Source organism: Cryobacterium sp. CAN_C2 (genome assembly GCF_015751745.1).
Taxonomy (GTDB): Bacteria; Actinomycetota; Actinomycetes; order Actinomycetales; family Microbacteriaceae; genus Cryobacterium.
The window spans coordinates 123,362-147,603 of sequence record NZ_JADOUX010000003.1; the positions used below are offsets into that span (position 1 = coordinate 123,362).

Annotated in this window: 23 protein-coding genes and 1 tRNA gene; 20 read left to right on the top strand and 4 right to left on the bottom strand. The window is 65.2% G+C overall.

All coding sequences use genetic code 11. The features are described from left to right. Positions 1–3 precede the first annotated feature (3 nt). The 8 genes from metG to IWX77_RS03725 all read left to right on the top strand — a co-directional run bounded on the left by metG (position 4) and on the right by IWX77_RS03725 (position 9,336). A complete protein-coding gene (gene metG / locus IWX77_RS03690; protein WP_196843174.1) occupies positions 4–1,575 on the top strand; it encodes a methionine--tRNA ligase in 1,572 nt (523 codons plus the stop codon). Beyond that, positions 1,568–2,533: a TatD family hydrolase gene (locus tag IWX77_RS03695; protein ID WP_196843175.1), complete on the top strand. Its 966-nt coding sequence runs from the start codon at positions 1,568–1,570 to the stop codon at positions 2,531–2,533. Before metG ends, IWX77_RS03695 begins: the two co-directional genes overlap by 8 nt. A 200-nt stretch (positions 2,534–2,733) precedes the next feature. Further along, positions 2,734–3,531: a 16S rRNA (adenine(1518)-N(6)/adenine(1519)-N(6))-dimethyltransferase RsmA gene (gene rsmA, locus IWX77_RS03700; protein ID WP_327012063.1), complete on the top strand. Its 798-nt coding sequence runs from the start codon at positions 2,734–2,736 to the stop codon at positions 3,529–3,531. Between the two features lie 51 nt (positions 3,532–3,582). Continuing rightward, positions 3,583–4,515, top strand: a complete 933-nt coding sequence (locus IWX77_RS03705) for a 4-(cytidine 5'-diphospho)-2-C-methyl-D-erythritol kinase (RefSeq protein ID WP_196843315.1) — start codon at positions 3,583–3,585, stop codon at positions 4,513–4,515. A gap of 75 nt (positions 4,516–4,590) precedes the next feature. Further along, positions 4,591–6,384, top strand: coding sequence for an ABC-F family ATP-binding cassette domain-containing protein (locus IWX77_RS03710; protein ID WP_196843177.1), 1,794 nt, complete (start codon positions 4,591–4,593; stop codon positions 6,382–6,384). Positions 6,385–6,641: 257 nt separating this feature from the next. Then, entirely contained in the window at positions 6,642–7,544 is a 903-nt protein-coding gene (locus tag IWX77_RS03715) for a MetQ/NlpA family ABC transporter substrate-binding protein (protein ID WP_327012054.1), read from the top strand. Positions 7,545–7,646: 102 nt separating this feature from the next. Further along, entirely contained in the window at positions 7,647–8,675 is a 1,029-nt protein-coding gene (locus IWX77_RS03720) for a methionine ABC transporter ATP-binding protein (RefSeq protein ID WP_196843178.1), read from the top strand. A gap of 1 nt (position 8,676) precedes the next feature. Continuing rightward, positions 8,677–9,336 carry a methionine ABC transporter permease gene (locus IWX77_RS03725; protein ID WP_196843179.1) on the top strand — a complete coding sequence of 220 codons (660 nt, stop codon included), beginning with the start codon at positions 8,677–8,679 and terminating at the stop codon, positions 9,334–9,336. Between the two features lie 9 nt (positions 9,337–9,345). Here IWX77_RS03725 and IWX77_RS03730 read toward each other — a convergent pair whose 3' ends face one another. After that, positions 9,346–9,837, bottom strand: a complete 492-nt coding sequence (locus IWX77_RS03730) for a MarR family winged helix-turn-helix transcriptional regulator (RefSeq protein ID WP_196843180.1) — start codon at positions 9,835–9,837, stop codon at positions 9,346–9,348. Between the two features lie 121 nt (positions 9,838–9,958). Between IWX77_RS03730 and IWX77_RS03735 the strand changes: the two genes are divergently transcribed. From IWX77_RS03735 to IWX77_RS03745, 3 genes are all read left to right on the top strand, one after another. Continuing rightward, positions 9,959–10,030, top strand: a tRNA-Gln gene (locus IWX77_RS03735). A gap of 35 nt (positions 10,031–10,065) precedes the next feature. After that, positions 10,066–11,526 carry a bifunctional UDP-N-acetylglucosamine diphosphorylase/glucosamine-1-phosphate N-acetyltransferase GlmU gene (glmU, locus tag IWX77_RS03740; RefSeq protein ID WP_196843181.1) on the top strand — a complete coding sequence of 487 codons (1,461 nt, stop codon included), beginning with the start codon at positions 10,066–10,068 and terminating at the stop codon, positions 11,524–11,526. Further along, entirely contained in the window at positions 11,527–12,504 is a 978-nt protein-coding gene (locus IWX77_RS03745) for a ribose-phosphate diphosphokinase (RefSeq protein WP_196843182.1), read from the top strand. Between the two features lie 77 nt (positions 12,505–12,581). Here IWX77_RS03745 and IWX77_RS03750 read toward each other — a convergent pair whose 3' ends face one another. The 3 genes from IWX77_RS03750 to IWX77_RS03760 all read right to left on the bottom strand — a co-directional run bounded on the left by IWX77_RS03750 (position 12,582) and on the right by IWX77_RS03760 (position 15,408). Beyond that, complete coding sequence (locus IWX77_RS03750) at positions 12,582–12,947, bottom strand: hypothetical protein (protein WP_196843183.1); 366 nt, start codon at positions 12,945–12,947, stop codon at positions 12,582–12,584. A gap of 119 nt (positions 12,948–13,066) precedes the next feature. Beyond that, positions 13,067–14,470, bottom strand: a complete 1,404-nt coding sequence (gene gndA / locus IWX77_RS03755) for an NADP-dependent phosphogluconate dehydrogenase (RefSeq protein ID WP_442784419.1) — start codon at positions 14,468–14,470, stop codon at positions 13,067–13,069. A gap of 155 nt (positions 14,471–14,625) precedes the next feature. After that, on the bottom strand, positions 14,626–15,408 hold the full coding sequence (locus tag IWX77_RS03760) for a FadR/GntR family transcriptional regulator (protein WP_297414160.1): 783 nt from the start codon (positions 15,406–15,408) through the stop codon (positions 14,626–14,628). A 136-nt stretch (positions 15,409–15,544) separates the two neighbouring features. On the opposite strand from IWX77_RS03760, the gene IWX77_RS03765 reads away from it, so the two are divergent. From IWX77_RS03765 to IWX77_RS03805, 9 genes are all read left to right on the top strand, one after another. Further along, positions 15,545–16,840, top strand: coding sequence for an ABC transporter substrate-binding protein (locus IWX77_RS03765; RefSeq protein ID WP_297414158.1), 1,296 nt, complete (start codon positions 15,545–15,547; stop codon positions 16,838–16,840). Positions 16,841–16,924: 84 nt separating this feature from the next. After that, entirely contained in the window at positions 16,925–17,851 is a 927-nt protein-coding gene (locus IWX77_RS03770) for a carbohydrate ABC transporter permease (RefSeq protein ID WP_297414156.1), read from the top strand. After that, on the top strand, positions 17,848–18,729 hold the full coding sequence (locus IWX77_RS03775; protein ID WP_196843186.1) for a carbohydrate ABC transporter permease: 882 nt from the start codon (positions 17,848–17,850) through the stop codon (positions 18,727–18,729). Before IWX77_RS03770 ends, IWX77_RS03775 begins: the two co-directional genes overlap by 4 nt. 2 nt (positions 18,730–18,731) lie before the next feature. Next, a complete protein-coding gene (locus IWX77_RS03780; RefSeq protein ID WP_297414153.1) occupies positions 18,732–19,274 on the top strand; it encodes a gluconokinase in 543 nt (180 codons plus the stop codon). Next, positions 19,252–20,400, top strand: coding sequence for a galactonate dehydratase (gene dgoD / locus IWX77_RS03785; protein WP_196843187.1), 1,149 nt, complete (start codon positions 19,252–19,254; stop codon positions 20,398–20,400). Before IWX77_RS03780 ends, dgoD begins: the two co-directional genes overlap by 23 nt. 5 nt (positions 20,401–20,405) lie before the next feature. Then, the gene (locus tag IWX77_RS03790; protein WP_297414151.1) at positions 20,406–21,089 is read left to right on the top strand and encodes a bifunctional 4-hydroxy-2-oxoglutarate aldolase/2-dehydro-3-deoxy-phosphogluconate aldolase; all 684 of its coding nucleotides are present in this window, start codon (positions 20,406–20,408) and stop codon (positions 21,087–21,089) included. Continuing rightward, on the top strand, positions 21,086–22,045 hold the full coding sequence (locus IWX77_RS03795; RefSeq protein WP_196843188.1) for a sugar kinase: 960 nt from the start codon (positions 21,086–21,088) through the stop codon (positions 22,043–22,045). Before IWX77_RS03790 ends, IWX77_RS03795 begins: the two co-directional genes overlap by 4 nt. Positions 22,046–22,099: 54 nt before the next feature. Then, a complete protein-coding gene (gene manD / locus IWX77_RS03800) occupies positions 22,100–23,329 on the top strand; it encodes a D-mannonate dehydratase ManD (protein ID WP_196843189.1) in 1,230 nt (409 codons plus the stop codon). Between the two features lie 247 nt (positions 23,330–23,576). Next, the gene (locus tag IWX77_RS03805; protein WP_196843190.1) at positions 23,577–24,194 is read left to right on the top strand and encodes a 50S ribosomal protein L25/general stress protein Ctc; all 618 of its coding nucleotides are present in this window, start codon (positions 23,577–23,579) and stop codon (positions 24,192–24,194) included. Positions 24,195–24,242: the final 48 nt, after the last annotated feature.

Consider the following 24,242-nt stretch of genomic DNA (forward strand, 5'->3'; position numbering starts at 1 on the left):
CGCATGTCCGCAGGCTCTTTCTACATCACCACGCCCATTTTCTACGTGAATGATGTGCCGCATATCGGTCACGCCTATACCGAGGTGGCGGCCGACGTGCTCGCGCGCTGGCACCGGCAGTCGGGCGACGACGCCTGGCTGCTCACCGGCACCGACGAACACGGCCAGAAGATCCTGCGCACCGCGATCGCCAACGGTGTGACGCCGAAGGAATGGGCCGACCGTCTGGTCCAGACCGCGTGGAAGCCGCTGCTGAAGACCGTCAACATTGCCAACGACGACTTCATTCGCACCACCGATGAACGCCACGAGGTGAACGCGCAGAAGTTTCTGCAGCACCTGCACGACGCGGGCCACATCTACACCGGCGAGTACGAGGGCTACTACTGCGTCGGGTGCGAGGAATACAAACAGACCAGCGATCTCGTCGACGGCACCGGCGACTACACCGGCCAGCCCGTCTGCGCGATCCACTCCAAGCCGGTCGAGCTGTTGCACGAGAAGAACTACTTCTTCAAAATGAGCGCCTTCGCCGACCGTTTGCTCGCCCTGTACGAGGAGAACCCCAACTTTGTGCAGCCGGAAGCGGCCCGCAACGAGGTCATGTCTTTCGTCAAGCGCGGCCTGAGCGACCTGTCGATCTCGCGGTCGAGCTTCGACTGGGGCATCAAGGTACCGTGGGACGAATCGCACGTCGTCTACGTCTGGTTCGACGCGCTGCTCAACTACATCACCGCGGCCGGTTACGGCCAGAACGATGACGAATTCGAGAGCCGGTGGCCGGCCACACACATCGTCGGCAAAGACATTCTGCGTTTTCACGCCGTCATCTGGCCGGCCATGCTCATGGCCGCCGGCATCGAGGTGCCCAAGCAGGTATTCGGCCACGGTTGGCTGCTGGTCGGCGGCGAGAAGATGAGCAAGTCCAAGCTCACCGGCATCGCCCCGAGCCAGATCACGGATACCTTCGGCTCCGACGCGTTTCGCTACTACTTCATGCGCGCCATCAGCTTCGGCCAGGACGGCTCGTTCAGCTGGGAGGACCTGTCGGCCCGATACCAGTCCGAGCTCGCCAACGGGTTCGGCAACCTCGCCTCCCGCGTGATCGCCATGGTCGTGCGCTACTGCGACAGCGTCGTGCCCGCCGCCGGCGCGTTCACGACCGACGACCTGGCTATTCAAGCCACCGAAAAGCGGGTGACCGAGGCCGCGGCGGCCGCCATTGACAAGCTCGCCATTCACGACGCCCTCTCCACCGTGTGGGAGCTCGTCGACGAGCTCAACGGCTACATCACGCTGCAGGAACCGTGGGCACTCGCCAAGAACCCCGAAAGCCGCGAACGCCTCGGCACCGTGCTGCACACCGCCGTGCGCGGACTCGGCACCCTCGCCGTGCTGCTGTCCCCGGTCCTTCCGGTCGCCACCGGCAAACTGTGGACCGCCCTCGGCGGCGACGCAGCCCTCGCCGACCAGCGTGTCGACCGGGCCTGGGAGTGGACCGGCGGCGCTGCGGTGCGCGCCCTCGAACCACTGTTCCCGCGCATCGAATCGTTCGTGGAGCCGACCGATGGCTAGCGACTCGCCTGTCAACGGATACGGAAGCGCCATTCGCCGCCGCGAGAACACCGCGGGCCGCGACCTGAGCTACCCGCCGCTGCCTGAGCCACTCACGGTTCCCGTTTACGACAACCACACCCATCTTGAAATCGCCGACGGGGAGCATCCGCTCGGCTATCTTGAACAGCTTGACCGCGCCTCAAGCGTCGGCGTGCGCGGAGTGATCCAGGTCGGCGGCGACGTTGAAACATCACGCTGGTCGGCCGCCGCGGCGCTGATCGAGCCACGCATGCTCGCCGCCGTGGCCATTCACCCCAATGAGGCGCCCGCTCTTGAAACGGCCGGCACCCTCGACGACGCCCTCGTCGTGATCAACGAACTCGCCGGGCAGCCGCGCGTGGTCGCGGTCGGCGAGACCGGCCTCGACTTCTTTCGGACCCCCGAAGCCGGCCGCGCCGCCCAGTTTCGCTCCTTCGAAGCACACATTCGCATCGCCAAGGAACACAACCTCGCGCTGCAGATTCACGACCGTGACGCCCACGAGGCCGTGATCGAAACGCTGCTGCGGGTCGGTGCCCCCGAACGCACCGTCTTTCACTGTTTCTCCGGCGACGTCGACATGGCGCGGCTGTGTGCCGACCACGGCTGGTACATGTCCTTCGCCGGCAACGTCACGTTCAAAAACGCCGACAACCTGCGCGCCGCTCTGTTCGCCGCCCCGCGCAACCTGCTCCTGGTCGAAACGGATGCGCCGTTCCTCACCCCCCTGCCCTACCGCGGCCGGCCCAATGCGCCCTACCTGCTGCCGAACACGCTGCGCGGTATGGCCGCCCATCTCGAAACGGATGTCTCCCTGCTCTCCGCTCAAATCACCGCCAACACTGAGCTGGTCTACGGGCGTTGGGACGCCGAGCCCGTCACCGCCGCCCACGATGACCCTCGCCCCGACCCGACTCCGCGCGGAGGCCTCGCATGACCGGCCGTCACAGTGCCGACGTGCATAACCCCACCCCGTCGGTGGAGCCTGTCGCGATCAATCCGACCCCGTTCGTCGAGCCCACCCCGTCGCTGGAGCCTGTCGCGACCACCCGCGCCGACGCCAAGGTCTCGACAAGCTCGACCAACGGTCCAGCCAAAACCCTCCTCGGCCCCGCCGAGATTCGAGACCTCGCCGAAATGCTCGGCGTCAACCCGACCAAGAAGCTCGGCCAGAACTTCGTCATCGACGGCAATACCGTGCGGCGAATCGTGAAGGTCGCCCGGGTCGCGCCCGGCGACACCGTCGTCGAGGTCGGCCCGGGCCTCGGCTCGCTCACCCTCGGCATGATCGAGGTCGGCGCGAGCGTCGTCGCCGTCGAAATCGACGATCGCTTGGCCGAGCAGCTGCCGCTCACCGTCGAACTCATGCAGCCGGGTGCCCAGCTCACGGTCATCCGCGCCGACGCCCTGAAAATCACCGAGCTACCCGGCGATCCCACCCGGCTCGTCGCCAACCTGCCCTACAACGTCTCGGTGCCGGTGCTGCTCTACCTGCTCGAACACTTCGCGTCGATTCGGTCCGGTGTCGTCATGGTGCAGGCCGAGGTCGGCGAACGCCTCGCCGCCCCGCCCGGCAATAAGATCTACGGCAGTCCCAGCGTTAAAGCCGCCTGGTACGGCGATTTTCGCACCGCTGGCAAGGTGAGCCGCCAAGTGTTCTGGCCGGTTCCGAACGTCGACTCGATTCTTGTCGCCTTCGAACGCCGCGCCGCGCCGCTGGAATCCGAAGAGCTGCGCCTCAAGACCTTCGCGCTCGTCGACGCGGCTTTTCAGCAGCGCCGCAAGATGCTGCGCCAGTCGTTGTCGGTCGTTCTCGGAGACTCGGCGGCGGCATCCGCTCTAATGACGGCGGCGGGAATCGACCCGACGACGCGGGGCGAGCAGCTCACCGTGCACGACTTTCTCGCCATTGCGCGCGTCTGGACGCCCGCGTAGCAGCAGCGGCGGTCGGTGCGAGCCGACAGGCTGGGCTAAGTTAAAAGTATGATGACGACCGCCGGCACCACCGTTGTGCACGCGCGGGCGCCCGGCAAAATCAACGTCTTTCTCAAAGTCGGCGCCGTCATGGAAGACGGCTATCATGACCTCGCGACCGCCTATCAGGCTGTCTCCCTGTTCGAGGAGGTGCGGGCCAGCCCGGCGAGCGACTTTTCGGTGGAGTTCAGCGGCAGCATTGACACTTCCGGCCTCGCCACCGATGGCAGCAACCTCGCCATCAAGGCGGCCCAAGCCCTCGCCCGCCAAGCCGGCTATCGTGGTGGCGTTCACCTCGAGATCGAAAAGAACGTGCCGATCGCCGGCGGAATGGGTGGCGGCTCGGCCGATGCGGCAGCCACCCTGCTCGCCTGCGATACCCTCTGGGGTACCAGCGCCACCAAGGACGAGCTACTTGCCATCGCCGCCCAGCTCGGCGCCGACGTGCCGTTCTCCTTCACCGGCGGCACCGCCATCGGCACCGGCCGCGGCGACCAGCTCAGCCCGGCCCTGGCCAAGGGAAAGTTTCAGTGGGTGCTCGCCCTTGCCGACTTCGGAATGTCAACGCCCGGCGTCTACCAGGAGCTCGACCGGCACCGTGATCGCCACGCGCAGGACATCTTTCCGGCCGAGCATCAGCCCTCCGTCGATGCGAACGTGCTGCAGGCGCTGCGGGCCGGCGACCCGCATATGCTCGCCGACGTGCTGCATAACGACCTGCAGGCCCCCGCGCTGCACCTCGTACCGGGCCTCGGCAAGGTGCTGCAGCTCGGCGAAGAGAACGGCGCGCTCGCCGGCATCCTCTCCGGCTCCGGCCCGACCGTGGCCTTTCTGGTAGCGGATGCCGACAGCGCGCTCGAACTGCAGGTCGCGCTCTCCGCCTCCCGACTCCGCGTCGTGCGCGCCACCGGCCCGGTGCACGGTGCCCGCCTCACCCACGACTAGCGTCACACTGCACCGTGCCCGGTGTGGGAGGCAGTCGATCGGCTCGGCTACGGTCGTGCCGTAAACTTGCAAGCTATGGCACATCTTCTCGGGGCTGAGTCCCTGCACCTCGAATTCCCCACCCGCGTCATCTTCGACAGCGTCACCGCCGGCCTCAATGAAGGCGACCGCATCGGCGTCGTGGGCAAGAACGGCGACGGTAAGTCCACCCTCATGCGCCTGCTGGCCGGTCGCATGGAGCCCGATGAGGGCCGCGTCACCCGCCGTCGCGGAGTCACGATCGGCATGCTCGACCAGTCCGATGATCTCGCCTCGGGCCAGACCGTCGGCCACACCATCGTCGGCGGCATCGAAGAACACGTCTGGGCGGGCGATGCCAAGGTGCGTGACGTCATCGGCGGCCTCGTGCGCGACATTCCGTGGGACGCCCTCGTCGATGACCTCTCCGGTGGCCAGCGCCGCCGGGTGGCCCTCGCCGCCGTGCTGATCGGTGACTACGACGTCATCTTTCTCGACGAGCCCACCAACCACCTCGACGTGGAGGGCATTTCCTGGCTCGCCGGTCACCTCAAGACCCGTTGGGCCGCCCAGAGTGGCGGACTTGTGGTCGTCACCCACGACCGATGGTTCCTCGACGAGGTCTGCAACATGACCTGGGAGGTGCACGACCGCCTGATCGAGCCTTTCGAGGGCGGCTACGCGGCCTACATTCTGCAGCGCGTCGAGCGCGACCGTATGGGTTCGGTGGTTGAGGCCAAGCGCCAGAACCTCATGAAGAAGGAGCTGGCCTGGCTGCGCCGCGGCGCGCCGGCCCGCACCGCGAAGCCCAAGTTCCGCATCGATGCCGCCAACGTGCTGATCGAAAACGAGCCGCCGCCCCGCGATACTGTCTCAATGCAGTCGATGGCCATGCAGCGCCTCGGCAAGGACGTCGTCGACCTCATCGACATCGGCGTGAAGTTCGGCGACAAGACCGTGCTGAACGACATCACCTGGCGCATCGCGCCGGGGGAGCGCACCGGCATCATGGGCGTCAACGGCGCCGGTAAGTCGACCCTGCTCAATCTCGTCGCGGGCACCCTGCAGCCCACGACCGGCCATGTGAAGCGGGGCAAGACAATCAAGGTCGCCGTGCTCACCCAGCAGCTGTTCGAACTCGACGAGATTCACAACGACCGTGTCAGCGACGTCATCGGCCGTCAGAAGACGAGCTACATGGCCGGTGGCAAGGAGATCACCCCCGGCCAGATGCTCGAACGCATGGGCTTTCTCAGCGCCCAGCTCACCACCCAGGTCAAGGACCTCTCCGGTGGACAGAAGCGGCGCTTGCAGCTGCTGCTGATCGTGCTCGACGAACCGAACGTGCTCATCCTCGACGAGCCCACCAACGACCTCGACACCGACATGCTCGCCGCCATGGAAGACCTGCTGGACTCCTTTCCCGGCACTCTGCTCGTCGTCTCACACGACCGCTACCTGATCGAACGCGTCACCGACAACCAGTACGCGGTCATGGACGGCGGCTTTCGCCACCTGCCCGGCGGCGTCGACCAGTACCTCGAGGTGCGCCGCAAGGCGCTCGCCGGTCCCGCCGCCGGTTCACCAGCGGATGCCCCCGCCTCGTCCAAAAAAATCCCCACCCTCGGCGGCGCCGAACTGCGCAACGCGCAGAAAGAGCTCGGCTCGATCGACCGCAAGGTGGTCAAGCTGCAGGAGCGCATCGCGCAGAAGCACGAAAAGCTCGCCGCCCACGACCAGTCCGACTTCGCCGGTCTTGGCGCACTCGGCGTGAAGCTGACCGAACTCGAAGAGACCATCGCCACGCTCGAAACCCGCTGGGTCGAACTTACCGAGTTGATCGAGGGCTGACGTCGCAGAAGCTGTGACGCTGTGTGTCGGTGCAGGCCACGCGTCGCAGCTTCGGCACGTATCGTTAAGGGGTACCTGCGCAGCCGCGGTACTTCAGCCCCGCGTGGGCGCATCCCTCTGGTTTGACCGGTGGATCCGGTCTGCCCGCGAGCAGTCGACGCGATGCGTTCTTTGATGTTGCGTTGTGCGTTGGCGGGGGCATCCGCTGTAGGTAATACCCGAGACATACCAAACCCAGCCCATCCGAAGGAATCACCGTGAAGAAGACCGTGAAGAACAAACTACTCGCCGCGCTCGCCGTTGCCCCGCTCGTCGCCCTGCTGGCCGGCTGCGCCGGAGCCTCCTCCGAACCCGCCACCGGCACCGACGGTGACGCCATCAAGATCGGCGTCGTCGGGGCCAGCGACCCGTACTGGGCCGTCTACACGAAAGCCGCTGCGGCCGAGGGCATCGAGATCGAGATCGTAGATTTCGCGCAGTACCCGCAGGTCAACCCCGCCCTCGCCGCCGGTGAGGTCGACCTCAACCAGTTCCAACACATCGTCTACCTCGCCGAGTACAACGAGGCGAGCAGCGAAAATCTGGCCCCGATCGGCGCCACGGCCATCTTCCCGCTCGGCCTGTACTCGACCGAGCACAGCGACATTAAAGACATCGTGAAGGGCGACACCGTTGCCGTGCCCGACGACGACAGCAACCAGGCCCGCGCGCTCGTCCTTCTCCAGTCCAAGGGACTCATCAAGCTGAAAGACGGCGGCACGATCTTCTCGAGCCTCGACGACATCGACGAAGCGGCCTCCAAGGTCAAGGTCACGGCCCTCGACGCCTCTCTCACCGCAAGCTCGCTGCCCGATGTCGCCGCTGCGGTCATCAACAACGATTTCGCCGAGAAGGCCGGACTCAAGTTCGAAGACGCCATCGCAACCGACGACGCGGCCGATCCGAGCGTACTGCCGTACGTCAACGTCTTCGCCTCGCGGGACGAGGACAAGGGCAATAAGACCTTCCAGAAGCTCGTCGAGATTTACCAGAACACCCAGGCCGTCCAGGATGGCGTTTTCGCTGTGTCCGGCGACACCGCCGAAATGGTGACCACCCCGGCGTCCGATCTCGCCGAGTCGCTCGCCGCGGTTCAGGCTGACATCAAGGCCGCCCAGTAAGCATCCGTTTCACGAGCACCGCAGTCCAGGGGGAGCACGGGCCCGGGACTGCGGTGTTGTTTCAAGCGGTAACACGGAAGATGAAGTGAGCGAGGCAAACGGATGGCTGTAGTCAGTCTGCGCAATGTGGGCAAGGTATACCCACCCACGACCAAGGACGGCGCGAGTGTCACGGCGCTCGACGGTGTGAGCCTCGACGTCGAGGCCGGGGACATTTACGGCATAATCGGCTACTCCGGTGCCGGCAAGAGCACCCTGGCGCGCCTCGTCAACGCCCTCGAACGTTCGAGCTCCGGCGAGATCTGGGTGAACGGGCAGAACATCGCCGTGCTGCGTGAGCGCGATCTGCGCCAGGTGCGCCTGGGCATTGGGATGATCTTTCAACAGTTCAACCTGCTCGGCTCCCGCACGGTGGCCCGTAATGTGTCCTACCCGCTCGAAGTGGCCGGGTATCCCAAGGAACAACGCGCCGCCCGGGTGGCCGAACTGCTCGACTTCGTCGGCCTCGCCGACAAGGCCGGGTCGTTTCCCGATCAGCTCTCCGGCGGCCAGAAGCAGCGCGTGGGGATCGCCCGCGCCCTCGCCACGCAGCCGAGCATCCTGCTCGCCGACGAGGCAACGAGCGCCCTCGACCCGGAAACCACCCATGAGGTGCTCGCACTTCTGAAACGGGTGAATGCAAAATTCGGGGTCACCATCATCGTGATCACCCACGAAATGGATGTCATCCAGACCATCGCGACCAAGGTCGCCGTAATGGACCAGGGCCGGGTCATCGAGCGCGGACCCGTCTTCGACGTGTTTTCGAACCCGCAAGCCGCGGCATCCGCTCGATTCGTCTCGACCGTGGTCAAGGGCGTTCCCTCGCCAGCCGAACTCGCCGTGCTTCGCGAGCGGCACGGGGGCCGCATCGTGACGCTGGCCTTCCGTGACAGTGCGGTCGACCAGAGGGCCGTCTTCGGCGAGCTCTCGCGGGCCGGAGTGGCGTTCGAGGTCGTCTACGGCGGCATTAACGAAATTCAGGGGCGCCCGTTCGGGCATCTCACCCTCGCGCTCACCGGCGCTGACCCGGTCATCGACCAGGTGCTCGCCCACATTCGAACGATCACCTCCGTCACGGAGGTGCGCTGACATGGATACACTCATCGACCTGCTGCCCGAACTCTGGACGGCCACCTACGAGACGCTCTACATTGTTGCGCTCACCCTGTTCTTCGGCGGCCTCGGCGGACTGCTGGTGGGCCTCGGGCTCTACCTCACCCGCGCCGGCAGCATTCTCGAGAACAAGCCGTTATTTTTCGTGCTCAACCTGCTGGTCAACTTCATCCGCCCGATTCCGTTCATCATCTTTCTCGCTGCGGCGCAACCGCTGGCCCGGGCCGTCACCGGCAGCGGCATCGGCAACAATGCGATCATCTTCACCATTGCGCTCGCAGCCTCTTTCGCCATGGCCCGCATCGTGGAGCAGAACCTGCTCACCGTGACGCCCGGCGTGATCGACGCGGCGCGAAGCGTTGGCGCGGGGCCGATTCGCATCATCTTCACGGTGTTGCTGCCCGAAGCGCTCGGACCGCTGATTCTCGGCTACACGTTCATCTTCGTCGCGCTCGTGGACATGTCGGCGGTCGCCGGCTACGTCGGCGGCGGCGGCCTCGGCAACTTCGCGCTGCAGTACGGCTACCGCCAGTTCAACCCGATTGTGACCTGGGCAGCCGTGCTGCTGATCATCGTGCTGGTGCAGTTCGTACAGTTCTTGGGCAACTACCTCGCCCGCAAGGCTCTGCGGCGGTAGTGCCGGCGGCTAGTCGAAGTCGAGGCTGAGCTTGCGCAGCAGGCCAGCCAGCCGCTCCTGATCGGTCACCGAGAGGGTGTCGAGCAGTTCCGCTTCGGCGTCGACCAGCCGGGTGATGGCGGCATCCACTCGGGTGAGACCGGCGGGGGTCATGCCCACCAGAATGCCGCGCCCGTCGTTGGGCGCGGAGCGGCGCTTCACGAGTCCGCGCTCGACGAGCCCGTCGATGCGGTTCGTCATGGTGCCGCTTGAGACGAGCGTCTGCTGCAACAGGGCTTTCGGGCTGAGTTCGTAGGGGGTGCCGGCCCGGCGAAGGGCCGAGAGCACATCGAACTCCCACGACGCGAGCTCCGAGCGGGAAAAAGCCGTGCGGCGGGCGCGGTCGAGGTGCTTGGACAACCGGGCAACCCGGCTGAGCACCTGCAGCGGCGCAAAATCAAGATCGGGCCGTTCGCGCAGCCACGAATCGACTATTCGGTCGACTTCATCATGGCCAGGCATTCCTCCATTATCCCGCTTACCGGGGGGTTTCTTCGCCGAGAGGCCTCCGGAGCGCGCCAGCGGTGCCGCGGGCCGCTGGAATCTGGCAGACTTGACTCGTTGCTGGCCTCGGCCGGAACGTTCCGCCATAGTGTAACGGCAGCACGGCAGCCTTTGGAGCTGTTCGGTCCAGGTTCGAATCCTGGTGGCGGAGCATTTACTTTCTCTCAACACTGCGTTAGGAATCCCGTGACAGACGCCCGCCTCGCCATCATTGTGTTGGCCGCCGGCCAGGGCACGCGCATGAAGTCCAGCCTGCCAAAGCTGCTGCATCCGCTCGCCGGAGTACCGATCGTCAGCCATGTGCTGGCCACCGCGCGCGCCCTCGACGCCGCCCACGTCATCACCGTCGTGCGGCACGAACGCGACCTGCTCGCCGCCGTTGTGGCCGAAGACCTGCCGGAGAGCACGATCGTTGACCAGGACGAGATTCCCGGCACCGGCCGCGCCGTCGAGCAGGCCGTCGCCGCGCTGCCGGCTGATTTCGACGGTGACGTACTCGTCATCAACGGTGACGTGCCGCTGCTGAACGCCGCCACGCTCGCCTCCTTCATCGCCTCCCACCGCAAGGGCGCCGCTGCGGGCACCGTGCTCTCCGCCTACCCCGACGACGCGACCGGTTATGGCCGCATCATCCGCTCGGTCGAGGGCGCTTTCGACCGCATCGTTGAGCAGAAAGATGCGACGGATGCCGAATTGGCCGTCACCGAGATCAATGCCGGCGTCTACCTGTTCGGCCTGGCCACGCTGCGCGAGCAGCTCGCCCAGCTCACCACCGCCAACGCGCAGGGTGAGAAATACCTCACCGATGTGATCGAGCTGTTGCGCGGGGCCGGCTCCGAGGTGAGCGCCGTTCCCGTCGCCGATTCCTGGATCGTCGCCGGCATCAATGACCGCGCCCAGCTGGGCGATACCGCGCAGAAGCTCAATGCCCTGATCGTGCGCGGCTGGCAGCTCGCCGGTGTGACCGTGCAAGACCCGGCCACCACCTGGATCGACCTGAAAGCAGTACTGGCGGCCGACGTCACCCTGCTGCCGGGTACCCAGATTGTTGGGGCCACCGTGGTGGCTACCGGTGCCATCATCGGCCCGGACACCACCCTGCGCGACTGTGAGATCGGCGAGGATGCCCGAGTGAACCGCACCGATGCGACCCTCGCGGTTATCGAGGCCGGGGCATCCGTTGGCCCGTTCTCCTACCTGCGGCCCAATACCGTGCTCGGCGCTGACGGCAAGATCGGCGCTTTCGTCGAGACCAAGAACGCCCAGATCGGCGCCGGCAGCAAGGTGCCGCACTTGAGCTATGTGGGCGACGCCACCGTCGGCGTGGGGTCGAATATTGGCGCCGGAACAATCTTCGCCAACTATGACGGCGTAGCCAAACACCACTCGGCGATCGGGTCGCATGTGCGCACCGGGTCGCACAACGTCTTCGTCGCGCCGATTACAATTGGGGACGGAGCGTACACGGGGGCAGGCACGGTCGTGCGCAAGAGCGTACCGGCCGGCGCACTGGCCATCAACGTGGCTCCGCAACGCAACATGGACGGCTGGGTGCACGCCAACCGTCCGGGCACAGCCGCTGCTACCGCTGCGGCTGCCAGCCCCAGCAGCACGGAACGCGTGGACAGCACGAAGACTGGAGAATAGGTGTCGGAAATCAAGACCAGCGGTGACAAACGACTAGTACTGGTTTCGGGGCGAGCGCACCCGCAGCTCGCTCTTGACATCGCCACGGAGCTTGGTTCAGAGCTGCTCCACACCGATGCGCGCACCTTCGCCAATGGCGAACTGTATGCCCGGTTCGACGAGAGTGTGCGCGGCTCGGATGCCTTCGTCATCCAGTCCCACACCGCGCCGATCAACGAATGGCTGATGGAACAGCTCATCATGGTTGATGCGCTCAAGCGGGCCTCGGCCAAGCGCATCACCGTGGTCGCGCCGTTCTATCCCTACGCTCGGCAGGACAAGAAGGGTCGCGGCCGCGAACCGATCTCGGCCCGCCTCGTCGCCGACCTGTTCAAGGTCGCCGGCGCCGATCGCATCATGTCGATTGACCTGCACGCCGCCCAGATTCAGGGCTTCTTCGACGGTCCCGTTGACCACCTGTTTGCGATGCCGGTGCTACTGGAGCACTTCCGCGAGAAGCTCGACCCGGCCACGCTCACCGTGGTATCGCCCGACATGGGCCGCGTGCGCGTCGCCGACATCTGGAGCGATCGCCTCGGCGTTCCGCTCGCCATCATTCACAAGCGTCGCGACCCGCTCGTGCCCAATCGGGTTTCCGTGCACGAGATTGTTGGTCAGGTGAACGGCCGCGTCTGCCTGCTCGTCGACGACATGATCGACACCGGACGCACGATTGCCCTGGCCGCCGAGGCCCTGCGCGAGGCCGGCGCAATCGGCGTCGTCGTCGCCGCCACCCACGCCGTGTTCAGCGACCCAGCCGTGGACATGCTGCAGAACCCAGCCATCAGCGCTGTCGTCGTCACCGACACCCTGCCGATCCCGCCCGAGAAGCGTTTTCCGACCCTGACGGTGCTGCCGATCGCACCGCTGTTGGCTCGCGCCATCCACGAGGTCTTCGACGAGGGTTCGGTTACCTCAATGTTCGACGGCGCCGCGTAGCGTTCCGGTGGTGACTCGTCGGTCGAGCCTGTCGGGCCCGTTGGTCGGGCGTGTGGAGATTTCGACCGGCCTGTGCGTTACGACGGAATGCCCGGGGCCCGCTGCGTCGGGGCCGACGGAATGACGCCGAGTGGCTGCACGAAGGTCTCGCGTTCGTTCTGGTCGATGGCATAACACTGCCAGCCGAACCCGCCGGACCCGGCGAACTCGAATCGGGCGTCGAAGTCGACGGCGGCGGGGTAGTACCGAGCGACCGCCGTCACACAGGCGTTGGCGGCGGTGTCGGAGGCAACCCGCATTGTCGTGAGAACGCCGGGTACGACGAGGGCGACAATGCCGAGCACCACGACGACCCGCAGAATTGACGTGAAATGCCTGCCACGCAGGGGGCGGTAGTTGTCGTCGGGCTCGTAGCCGGAGAGTTCGGGGTGATTGTCAGTCATGGGTAACACCATTGTTCCAGACCCTGGTGTGAAGCGGGCGTTGAGAAAGAAACCGGCCGGCGGAATCCACGGCACCCCGGTGGGGCGAGTGGATGCCGCCGGCCGGCAGACGATTACGGCTAGTTCGTGGATGCCTCGATGGCGATCTCACCGCGGTCGCCGGACCACAGGGTGTGGAAGGTGCCGGGCATGTCGACGCGGTGGTACGTGTGCGCACCGAAGAAGTCGCGCTGACCTTGCACCAGGGCGGCCGGCAGGCGTTCGCTCGTGAGCGAGTCGAAGTAGCTCAGGCTGGAACCGAAACCGGGAACCGGGATGCCCGACAGTGCGGCGGTCGAGACCACACGGCGCCAGGCGGCCTCACCGGCGGCGACGGCCTCGGCGAAATACGGGTCCACGAGCAGGCTCGGGATCGAGGGGTCGTTGTTGTAGGCATCCACGATGCGATTGAGGAACTGCGCGCGAATGATGCAGCCGCCGCGCCAGATGGTGGCGATGGCACCCTTGTCGATGTTCCAGTTGTACTTGACCGCACCGGCGATGATCGCGTCGAAACCCTGTGCGTAGGCGACGATTTTCGAGGCGTAAAGCGCCTGGCGCACGTCTTCCTGAAAGGTGTGGCCGACGACGGAGATTTCGGGGCGGGCGGTAATGGTGGCGCGCACCGGTCCGCGCTGCTCCGGGTGGCTCGAAACGGCGCGCGCGAAGACCGCTTCGGCGATGCCGCCGACAGGAACGCCGAGGTCAAGCGCATTCTGCACGGTCCAGACGCCGGTCCCCTTGGAGCCGGCCTCGTCGAGCACGACGTCGATGAACGGCTCGCCGGTCTTCGCGTCGACCTGGCGCAGAATCTCAGCGGTGATCTCGATCAGGTAGCTGTTGAGTTCCCCGTCGTTCCAATCGGTGAAGATGTCGGCGATTGCCTCGGGGGAGTGGCCACCGACCTTACGCAGCAGGTCATACGCCTCGGCGATGAGCTGCATGTCGGCGTACTCGATCCCGTTGTGGATCATTTTCACGAAGTGGCCGGCGCCGTCGGTGCCGATGTGGGTGACGCAGGGCACACCGTCGACAACGGCAGCAATGGATTCGAGGATGGGGCCGAGGGTCTTGTACGCCTCCACCGAACCGCCAGGCATGATGCTCGGGCCGTTGAGGGCGCCCTCTTCGCCACCGGAGATACCGGCGCCGACGAAGTTGAGGCCCTTGGCGCTCTGCTCCTTTTCGCGACGGATGGTGTCGGTGAATTCGGCGTTGCCGCCGTCAACGATGATGTCGCCGGGCTCAAACAGCTCGGATAGCTGCGAGATGACGGCGTCGGTTCCGCGGCCGGCCTGCACCATGATGATCGCGGTGCGCGGCGTGGTCAGCGAGGCGACAAAGTCCGCGATGTTCTCGGAGGCGACGAAGTTCGCCTCGGGGTGCTCGGTCGTGAGCAGGCGGGTGCGTTCGGGGGAGCGGTTGTAGACCGCGACGGTGTTTCCCTCGCGGCCGGCGAGGTTGCGTGCGAGGTTCGAGCCCATCACCGCCAGACCGACGACACCAATATTTGCCTGTGCTGAACCGGACTCTGACACGTTTTCTCCTTTGGGGCTGAGATCAACAGACCACTGTCAAGGGTAGTCCACGTGCCTGCTTGGTCCCACATTCAGGGGTCAGCAGGCACGCAACCGGGCGCTCACTCCGTCGATGTGCCGTCCCAGATAGAACTCATTTCGTTGAAGGCCCGTTCCATGATTTTGAGCATGGCTTCGTGCGCTGCTTCGGGGTTGCCACGCTGAATCGCACTGGCCACGTCGACGTGCAGTTGTAGGGCTTCATTGTGCGGATGTCGCGGCATGAGCCCGTAGTTCGTGCGGCCGGTCAGGACCTCGGCAACCAGGGTATTGAGCTTGGCGAACATCTCGTTGCCGGAGCTGGCCAGTACCAGGTGGTGAAACTCGATGTCGAGCACGAGAAAAGCCTCGGGGTCGTCGGCCTGACCGGCGGCCCACAGTTTGCCGGCCAGTCCCATGAGCTCACTGGCGTCCGCTAATGGCGCCCGGATAGCCGCCAGCCGGGCAGCCTGGGGTTCAATGGCTGTGCGCAACTCGGTGAGTGAACGCAGCTGTGCGATGCGCGCGGGTGAGGCGAGACGCCAGCGAATGACTTGCGGGTCGTAGAGGTTCCATTCCGACGCCGACAGAATCTGCACGCCGACCCGTCGGCGGGAGGCGAGCATGCCCATCGAAGCGAGTACCCGGATGGCCTCGCGCACGACTGACCGCGAGACGCCGTATCGCTCCTCGAGCTCTTCAATGCGAAAGACCGACGTGCTCGCGAGTTCTCCGGCGCAGATGGCCAGGCCGAGCATGTCGACGACGCGGGCGTGTAGGCCCGTCACTGTTCCGTTGCCATCGAGCGTGGACGGCAGGTCAACAAGCGGTTGGGTAGCCGGCGCTGGCATCACAGAGGGCGTCATACGATTGATCATATCGTTTCCACAACAGAGTTGAATAAGTATGTTTTATTGGGTAGCGTTTTCTTTTGAGACAGATGTAAAGATGCATCTGTTGGGGAGCGTGGCTCAAGTGCCGGTTCTTCAGATTGGAGACACAGTGAAGCGTCATTCCGTTTTTCGTGTTGCGGCCATCGTCGCAGCCACTGTCATCGCAGTAGGCACGCTCACCGCGTGCGGTGCCGGCGCCAGCGACGGTGACGGGGCCTCGAAAACACTTCGGGTGACCCTGGCCAACCACGTCTGGACCGACACAATCAAGAGCAAGCTGCCCGAGTTCGAAGCGGCCACCGGCCTGACGGTAGAACTGAGCCAGTACGGCGAAGATCAGCTTTCGGACCAGTACAACGTGAAGCTCAACGCCGGCACCGACGAGATCGACGTCATGATGTATCGCCCCCTTCAGGAAGGCAAGCTGTTCGCCAAGAATGGTTACCTCGCCGACCTGAGCGACGACGTCGACTCGAATGCAGACTGGGACTGGAGCGACTTCCAGCCCGGACCGGTGGGATCGACGACCCATGACGGCAACGTTGTGGGAGTCCCGATCATTACCGAGCAGGAAGTGCTGTACTACCGCAAGGACCTGCTGGCCAAGGCCGGACTCGAGGTTCCCACCACGATGGTCGAACTCGAAGCCGCAGCCAAGGCGATCAAGGAACAGAACCCCGGCGTAGCCGGTTTCGTTGCCCGCACCGGTAAGTCCGCCGCCGTCACCCAGTTCTCGAGCTTTCTGTACAGCTTCGGTGGTGACTTCATCGACGAAAACGGTGACTCCGCCATTGCCAGCCCCGAAGCCAAGGAAGCGTATGCCTTCTACGGCAAACTTATTCGCGAGTACGGCCCCGATAACGTCAGCACGGACATGAGCTGGCCCGAGGCCATGGCGATTTTCACCCAGGGCCAGGCCGGCCTCTACACCGAGGCAGACAGCCTCTACAAAAACGCGACCGACCCCGAGACCTCCAAAGTGTCCGACACCGTCGGCTTTGCGCCGATGCCGGCCGGCCCCGGCGGCTCCGTTGCCTACAACGTGCCGTCCTGGGCTCTGGGCGTCAATGCTGAATCGGCCAACTCAGCTGAAGCGTGGAAGTTCATCGAATGGGCGACGAGCCAGGAACTGACCCTGGCGGTTCAGCAGGACGGCGTTCCCGGTGCACGCCAGTCGGTGTGGGAAGACCCGGCCGGCACGTCGACCTACCCGGCTGACCTTGCTGCTGCGATCTCCACGAGCTCGAAAAACGGCGTCGGTCATGACCGCCCGCTCGTCATCAAAGTGCCCGAAGCACGCGAGATCGTCGGAGACCCGATCGTCGTCGCCATCACCGGCGGCGACTCCGACGCGGCAGCGAACGCTGCGAGCGATGCCTTCCAGGGCATCCTCGACGACGAGTAGAGCCGATTCTGCTGGGGGCGCACGATTGACACCGATCGTGCGCCCCCAGCCCTCTTCTGACCATGCAAAAAAAGTGTGAGGTGAATGATGACCACGATGGTCAGCACCAAGCCCACGGTGTGGGAAAACTTCTCCACCTGGGCCAACCGTCATCGAAAGTGGCTATTCGCCTCTCCCGCGATGATTTTCGTCGGACTATTGATCGCCGTCCCGCTCGGCTGGACCCTTTATCTCAGCATTACCGACTCAGAGGGCTCCGTTCGCGCTGAATCCAACGTGGTCGGACTCAACAACTACGTCGAAGTGCTCAGCGATTTCGACCGGTTCTGGCCTGCTGTGATGCGCACGTTCGTCTTTACCGGAGGAGCTCTCGCCATCGAGATGGTGTTGGGAATGTGCATTGCACTCCTGCTCTGGCGTCCGTTCCGAGGCGAGAAATGGGTGCGCGTCGCAATCCTGCTGCCGCTCGTGGCGACTCCGGTCGCCGTCGGCATGATGTGGCGCCTCATCTTCGACCCGAACATCGGTTTCGCCAACCAGGTTCTGAGCTGGGTCGGTATTCCGGCGCAGCCCTGGCTCTCCGGTCAGTACACGGCACTGCCCACGCTCATGTTTGTGGACATCTGGCAGTGGACGCCGATGGTCGTGCTGATGCTCCTGGCCGGTCTCACCTCGCTGTCGGACGAACCCGATGAAGCGGCCCGCATCGACGGCGCCAACGCCTGGCAACGCTTCTGGTTTGTCACCCTGCCGCTGCTGCGTGCCACCGTCATTGTGACCATCGTGCTGCGCGGCATTGATGCCCTCAAGACTTTCGACATTCTCTATGCCACCAAGGGCAAGGGTGGCGGGTCATTCCACGAGGTGGAGACGCTCAACATCTACGCCTTCGGCCTGAGCTTCGACTACAACGACTACGGGATCGCATCCACCGTGCTGATCCTGTTCTTCCTGCTCATCATTGCGATCATGTGGGTGCTCACCTACCGCAGAAAGGCGAACCGGTCATGACCACGACCCTGCCAGCCCGTCCCGTCACGGAGACACCGCGCCCGGTCGCGATCGCACCGCGGCGCCGCAAGCCGCGAGCGTACAAGATCTTTCGTGTCGTCGCCCTGACCCTCACGGTGTTGCTGTTTATCGCTCCCCTGGTCTGGATGTTCATTGCGTCGCTCAAAACCAACGTCGACATCTACGACGCCAGCAAGACCTTGTTCTTCGCGCCGACCCTCGACAACTACGACAACGTGCTCAGCCGCAACAACTATTTCGGATTCATCTTCAATAGTTTCTGGGTGGCACTGCTGTCCACCCTCTTCTCCCTGCTCATCGGAGTTCCAGCCGCCTACGCGATGAGCCGTTTCGCCATGCACCGCTCCGCGCTGGTCGTGCTCATGGCACGCATCATTCCCGGCGTCAGCCTGCTCGTGCCGTGGTATTTCATTTTCGCCAACATGCGCATGGTCGGCGGCTTCGGCGTGCTGATTCTCTCGCACATGTTCGTGGCCCTGCCGCTCATCGTCTACATCATGATCAGTTACTTCGACTCGACCCCCCTCGAATTGGAGGAGCAGGCGCAGGTGGATGGCCTCACCCATATCGGCGCGTTCCTTCGGATCACGCTGCCGCTGTCCGTTCCCGGACTCGCGACCGCCGGCATCCTCTCCTTCATCTTTTCGTGGAACAACTTCATGTTCGCGCTGGTACTCTCCGGAGCGAATACCAAGACCCTCCCGGTGGCGATCTTCAACTTTGTCTCGTATGCCAGCATCGACTGGGGGAGCCTGATGGCGGCAGCCGTCGTCGTAACCGTTCCCATCATGGTGATCGCACTGTTCACCCAGAAATACATCGTGTCCGGCCTCACCGCCGGTGCGACCAAGGGCTGAGCGTGAGCCTCCCACCGATCGTCGTCATGGGTGTGCAGGGGTCCGGTAAATCGACCATCGGTGAACTACTGGCCGCGCGGGTTGGCGCCCGGTTCCTCGATGGCGACGCACTGCACCCCGCCGCCAACAAAGCGGTCATGGCCGCCGGGCAGGCGCTGCAAGATGAGCACCGACTTCCGTGGCTGCACGAGATCGGGCGTCAACTGGCCGAAGGCCGTCCCGGCGGCATCGTGATAGCCTGCTCGGCGCTCAAACGCAGCTACCGCGACCTCCTGCGCGGTCACGCCGGCGACCTGTTCGTCGTCGACCCGGAAGGGCTGATCGACCTGATCGCGGCCCGGCTTCGTGCCCGTACCCATGAATTCATGCCTCCCGCGCTCCTCCAATCGCAGTTCGACACGCTCGAGGTGCGCACAGACGATGAACGCGGCGTGACCGTGAATATTGTCGAACCGCCCGGCACCATCGTCGAACGGATCGTCGCGGCTCTCGCCGCCGAAACAGAAGGTCGTCAGGTTGGCCGTGTCACACATCACACGAGTTGAAACTTTTCTCGTCGCACCCCGTTGGTTGTTTGTGCGGCTCGAGACCGACGACGGCGTCGTCGGCTGGGGGGAAGCCAGCCTTGAAGGGCATTCGGATGCCGTACGCACGGTTATTGAACAGTTCGCGGAATATCTCGTCGGGGCCGACCCTGACCGTATTGAAGATCATTGGCAGGTACTGACCAAGAGTGGCTTCTACCGCGGCGGACCGGTATTCGGCAGCGCCGTCTCCGGAATCGACCAGGCGTTGTGGGACATCTTGGGTAAATCCCTCGGGGTGCCCGTATACCAGCTGCTCGGCGGTGCGGTGCGGGATCGAATCCGCGTGTACGGCTGGGTCGGCGGCGACGATCCGAGCGGCATCACCGACGCGATCGAGGCCCAGCTCGCCGTGGGGCTGACCGCCGTCAAAATGAACGCGTCCGGCATCATGAGCCGGGTCGGTACGGTCGCCGAAATCGACGGCGTACTCGAACGGGTCGCCGCCGCGCGCGCCGTTCTCGGCCCCGACCGCGACGTGGCCGTGGACTTTCACGGCCGGTTCACCCTCGCCAACGCCCGCCGGATCGCCCCGTTGCTGGAGCCGTTGCGCCCGTTCTTCATTGAGGAACCGGTCGTTCCGGAAAACTCCCACCTAATCGGTCAGCTCGCCCAGACCACCTCCCTGCCGATCGCAACGGGAGAGCGCCTCTATACCCGGCAGGATTTTCTGCCCGTGTTTCAGGCCGGCATCGCCGTGGCGCAGCCCGACCTCTCGCACGCCGGCGGCATCTCCGAAGTGCGCCGCATCGCGGCGATGGCCGAGGTGTTCGACGTGCAGCTGGCCCCACACTGCCCGCTCGGCCCGATCGCGCTGGCGGCGTGCCTGCAGGTGGGCTTCGCAACACCCAACTACCTCATTCAGGAGCAGAGCATCGGCATTCACTACAACCAGGGCGCCGAAGTACTCGACTACGTGCTCGACAAAGAACCGTTGAAATTCGTCAACGGACACATCGAACTGGTGACCGGCCCCGGCCTCGGCATTGACATCGACGAGGTCGCTGTGCGGGCCGCCGACTCGCGCGGGCACACCTGGCGGTCGCCGATCTGGCGGCACGCCGACGGCGCATTGGCCGAGTGGTGACGGCCGTGACGGTACCGGGCACTCCGGGCGATTTTCTCGCCGGGATGCAGCGTGAACGTCTGCTCGCCATTATTCGCGCGACCGACCCGGACGCCGCGATTGCCGCGTCCCTCGCGCTCTTTGCCAGTGGTATCCGCTTTCTTGAAGTGTCCCTCGTCACGACCGACGCGCTCGGTATCATCGCCGAGCTCGCCCGACTCGCCCCGAGCGACTGTCTGGTCGGCGCGGGAACCGTGCTGACCACCGACGACGTCCACCGCAGCGCCGCGGCCGGCGCAACGTTCATGGTGACCCCGGCCATAACCGACGCCATCGCCGAATCGGCCCGGCTGGGCCTGCCGGTGTGCGCTGGCGCGCTCACCCCAACCGAGGTCGTTGCGGCCCGCCGCGCGGGCGCCACCGTGGTCAAGCTGTTTCCCGGATCGTTCGGCGGGCCGGCCTATCTCAAGGCGCTGCGCGACCCGCTGCCCGACGTGCCATTCGTACCCGTCGGCGGCGTCGATGCCGTGCGTGCTGCGGAATACTTCGCGGCCGGGGCTCTCGCCGTGGGCATCGGCAGCCCCCTGCTCGGTGATGCGGCCCGCGGCGGTGACCTCGACGCACTCAGGGCTCGTGCGGTCAGCTTTCTGGCCGTGCGCGACAAGTTCAATCAGGACGATGTCGACGAGATGACGGCTGCGCGAGCATGACCGGCCCCGACGTCGTCACCCTCGGCGAAACGATGGTCAGCCTGCGCACGGGCACTCCGCTGCGCCTCGGCGGCACCCTGCGGATGACCATGGCCGGCGCCGAGTCAAATGTCGCGATCGGGCTGGCCCGGCTTGGCCACACCGTGCGCTGGGGTGGCCGCGTTGGTCACGACGAGGTCGGGCAGTATGTGCTGCGCACTTTGCGCGCCGAAGCGGTCCTCGTCGATACGGTCACCGTGGACGCCGACCGGGCCACCGGCCTCATGCTGGCCGAACGCCGCATCAACGCCCTGTCGCGGGTGAACTATTACCGCAGCGATTCGGCCGGTTCGGCGCTCGGCCCAGCGGATGCCGTCGCCTGCCTGGCCGCGGCCCCGCGGCTTCTGCACGTCACCGGTATCACCCCGGCGCTCTCGAGCTCAGCCGCGGAGGCCGTGACCGAGGCCGTGCGGCTCGCCCGCGCGGCCGGCGCCCTCGTGTGCGTCGACGTGAACTATCGAGCCACACTCTGGAGCACGGACAGGGCCAGGACGAGCCTGTCGGCCCTGGCTCGCAGCGCGGACATCGTCATCGCCTCCGACGACGAGCTCGCACTCATTGCAACCAGCGCGGGTTCTCCCGAAGCGGAGGGCTGGGCAGCGGCCGAGCTTGCAGCATGTGGTGTCAAGGCGCTCATCATCAAACGCGGCGCCGACGGCGCCAGCGCCTTCACCGACGGGCAGGTTGTGCACGCGCCGGCAGTTCCGGTCACCGTGCGCGACACCATTGGCGCCGGTGATGCCTTCACCGCCGGTTACCTGTCCGGAGTGCTCGACGGGCTCCCTGTGGCCGCGGCGCTCGCTCGCGGCACCGTTACCGGTGCCTTCGCGGTCGCCGCCGTCGGTGACTGGGAGGGCGCACCGACCCGCGCCGAACTGGCCCTGCTCGCCGCACCGGCCGGAGCCACCCTGCGCTGACTCGGCATCCGCTTTCCGCGCATTCCCATCGCGTGTACGACCAAGGAGAACCCCATGAAGATCGACAGAGCAGAAGTCATCGTCACCAGCCCGGATCGCAATTTCGTGACGCTGCGGCTCACCACCGACGACGGGCTCGTTGGGCTCGGCGACGCCACCCTGAACGGCCGCGAACTGGCCGTTGTGGCCTACCTGCAGGAGCACGTCGTGCCGCTGTTGCTCGGCGCCGACGCGCACCGCATCGAAGACACCTGGCAGTTTCTCTACCGCAGCGCTTACTGGCGTCGGGGCCCGGTCACCATGGCAGCGATTGCCGCCGTTGACGTCGCGCTCTGGGACCTCAAGGCGCAGGCTGCGGGAATGCCGCTGTACCAGCTGCTGGGCGGAGCCAGCCGGGACAAGATCCTGGCCTACGGCCACGCCTCCGGGCGGGACCTGCCCGAACTGTTCGACTCCATCCGCAAGCACCAGGCGCTCGGCTACCGCGCGATCCGGGTGCAGACCGCCATTCCCGGACTCAAGGCCATTTACGGCGTCGCCGCGCAGACCCAGACCAGCGGCAAACGCTACGACTACGAACCGGCCCAGCGCGCTGCCCGACCCGCCGAAGAAGACTGGGACACGCACGCCTATCTGCGGCACCTGCCGACCGTGTTTGAGGGCGTGCGCGCCGAGTTCGGTGCCGAACTGCCCCTGCTGCACGACGGACATCACCGGATGACGCCGATCCAGGCCGCGAAACTCGGCAAGTCCCTCGAACCCTACGACCTGTTCTGGCTCGAAGACTGCACCCCGGCCGAAAACCAGGATGCTCTGCGCCTGGTGCGTTCGCACACCGTTACCCCGCTTGCGATTGGCGAGGTCTTCAACACGGTCTGGGACTACCAGACCCTGATCAAGGACCAGCTCATCGACTACGTTCGGTCGGCGGTCACCCACACCGGCGGTATCTCACCGATGAAGAAGATCCTCGACTACGCCGCCCAGTACCAGATCAAGTCCGGTATTCACGGTCCGACCGACATCTCCCCGGTGGGTATGGCTGCGGCGCTGCACCTCGACCTGGCCATTCACAACTTTGGAATCCAGGAGTACATGCAGCACGGTGACGCCACCAACAGTGTCTTCGAGCAGTCCTTCAGCTTCTCCAACGGCTACCTGCACCCCGGAAACAAGCCCGGTCTGGGCGTTGAGCTCAACGTCGACGAGGCTGGCAAGTTCCCGTACCAAACGGCTTATCTGCCCGTCAACCGGCTGGCCGACGGTACCGTGCACGACTGGTAGTCGTACCGATGCGACACGCCCGGGCTGCAGACGCGGCTCGAACTGTGTAAGCTTGGGAATCGAACTTCGGCGAGGGATGGTGCTGGGCCAGATCAGTGGACCGGCGGCATCCGTTATCGACGCGGCGGACGAGACCTTGGGCTTTTCCTCACGCTGACATGCGTTCGAGTTGAATCAGTACCCCGCTTTCTCGGGCTTCGGCCCGCGAACCACGACCTGGGCCTCACGCCCCGCAAGGAGAAATACCATGGCTAGAGAAGTTACCGCCGTCGCCGCTGAACTGCGCGAAAGCTTCGGCAAGGGCGCGGCCCGTAAGCTGCGCGTTCTCGGCAAGATCCCGGCCGTCATCTACGGCCACGGCACCGAGCCGGTGCACGTGTCGCTGCCCGCCCACCGCATCGCCCTGCTGCTGCGTCGCGCCAACATGCTCCTCGAGCTTGACATCGCCGGCGCCAAGCAGCTCGTGCTGGTCAAGGATGTGCAGAAGGACCCGGTGAAGGCCGTCATCGAGCACATCGACCTGGTCGTCGTGCGCAAGGGCGAAAAGGTGCAGGTTGAAGTTCAGGTGCACATGTCGGGCGAGTCCTTCGCCGGCACGGTCGCCGACTTCGACACCAAGACCCTGCTGCTCGAGGTGGAAGCGACCGACATTCCCGAGAACGTCACCGTGTCGATCGAAGGCCTCGAAGACGGCGCTCAGATTCACGCCAAGGACGTTCCGCTGCCCACCGGCGCCGTGCTCATCTCCGACGAAGACGCCCTCGTCGTGTACATCCACACGCCGCGTGGCGAAGACGAAGAAGAGGCCGAGACCGAGACCGAGGTCATCACGGCCGGCACCCCCGCCGCCACGCCCGACGCGTAGCACTCATTCTCAACTGGTTCCGTCTGGGCTATCACCCTCGCAAACGGA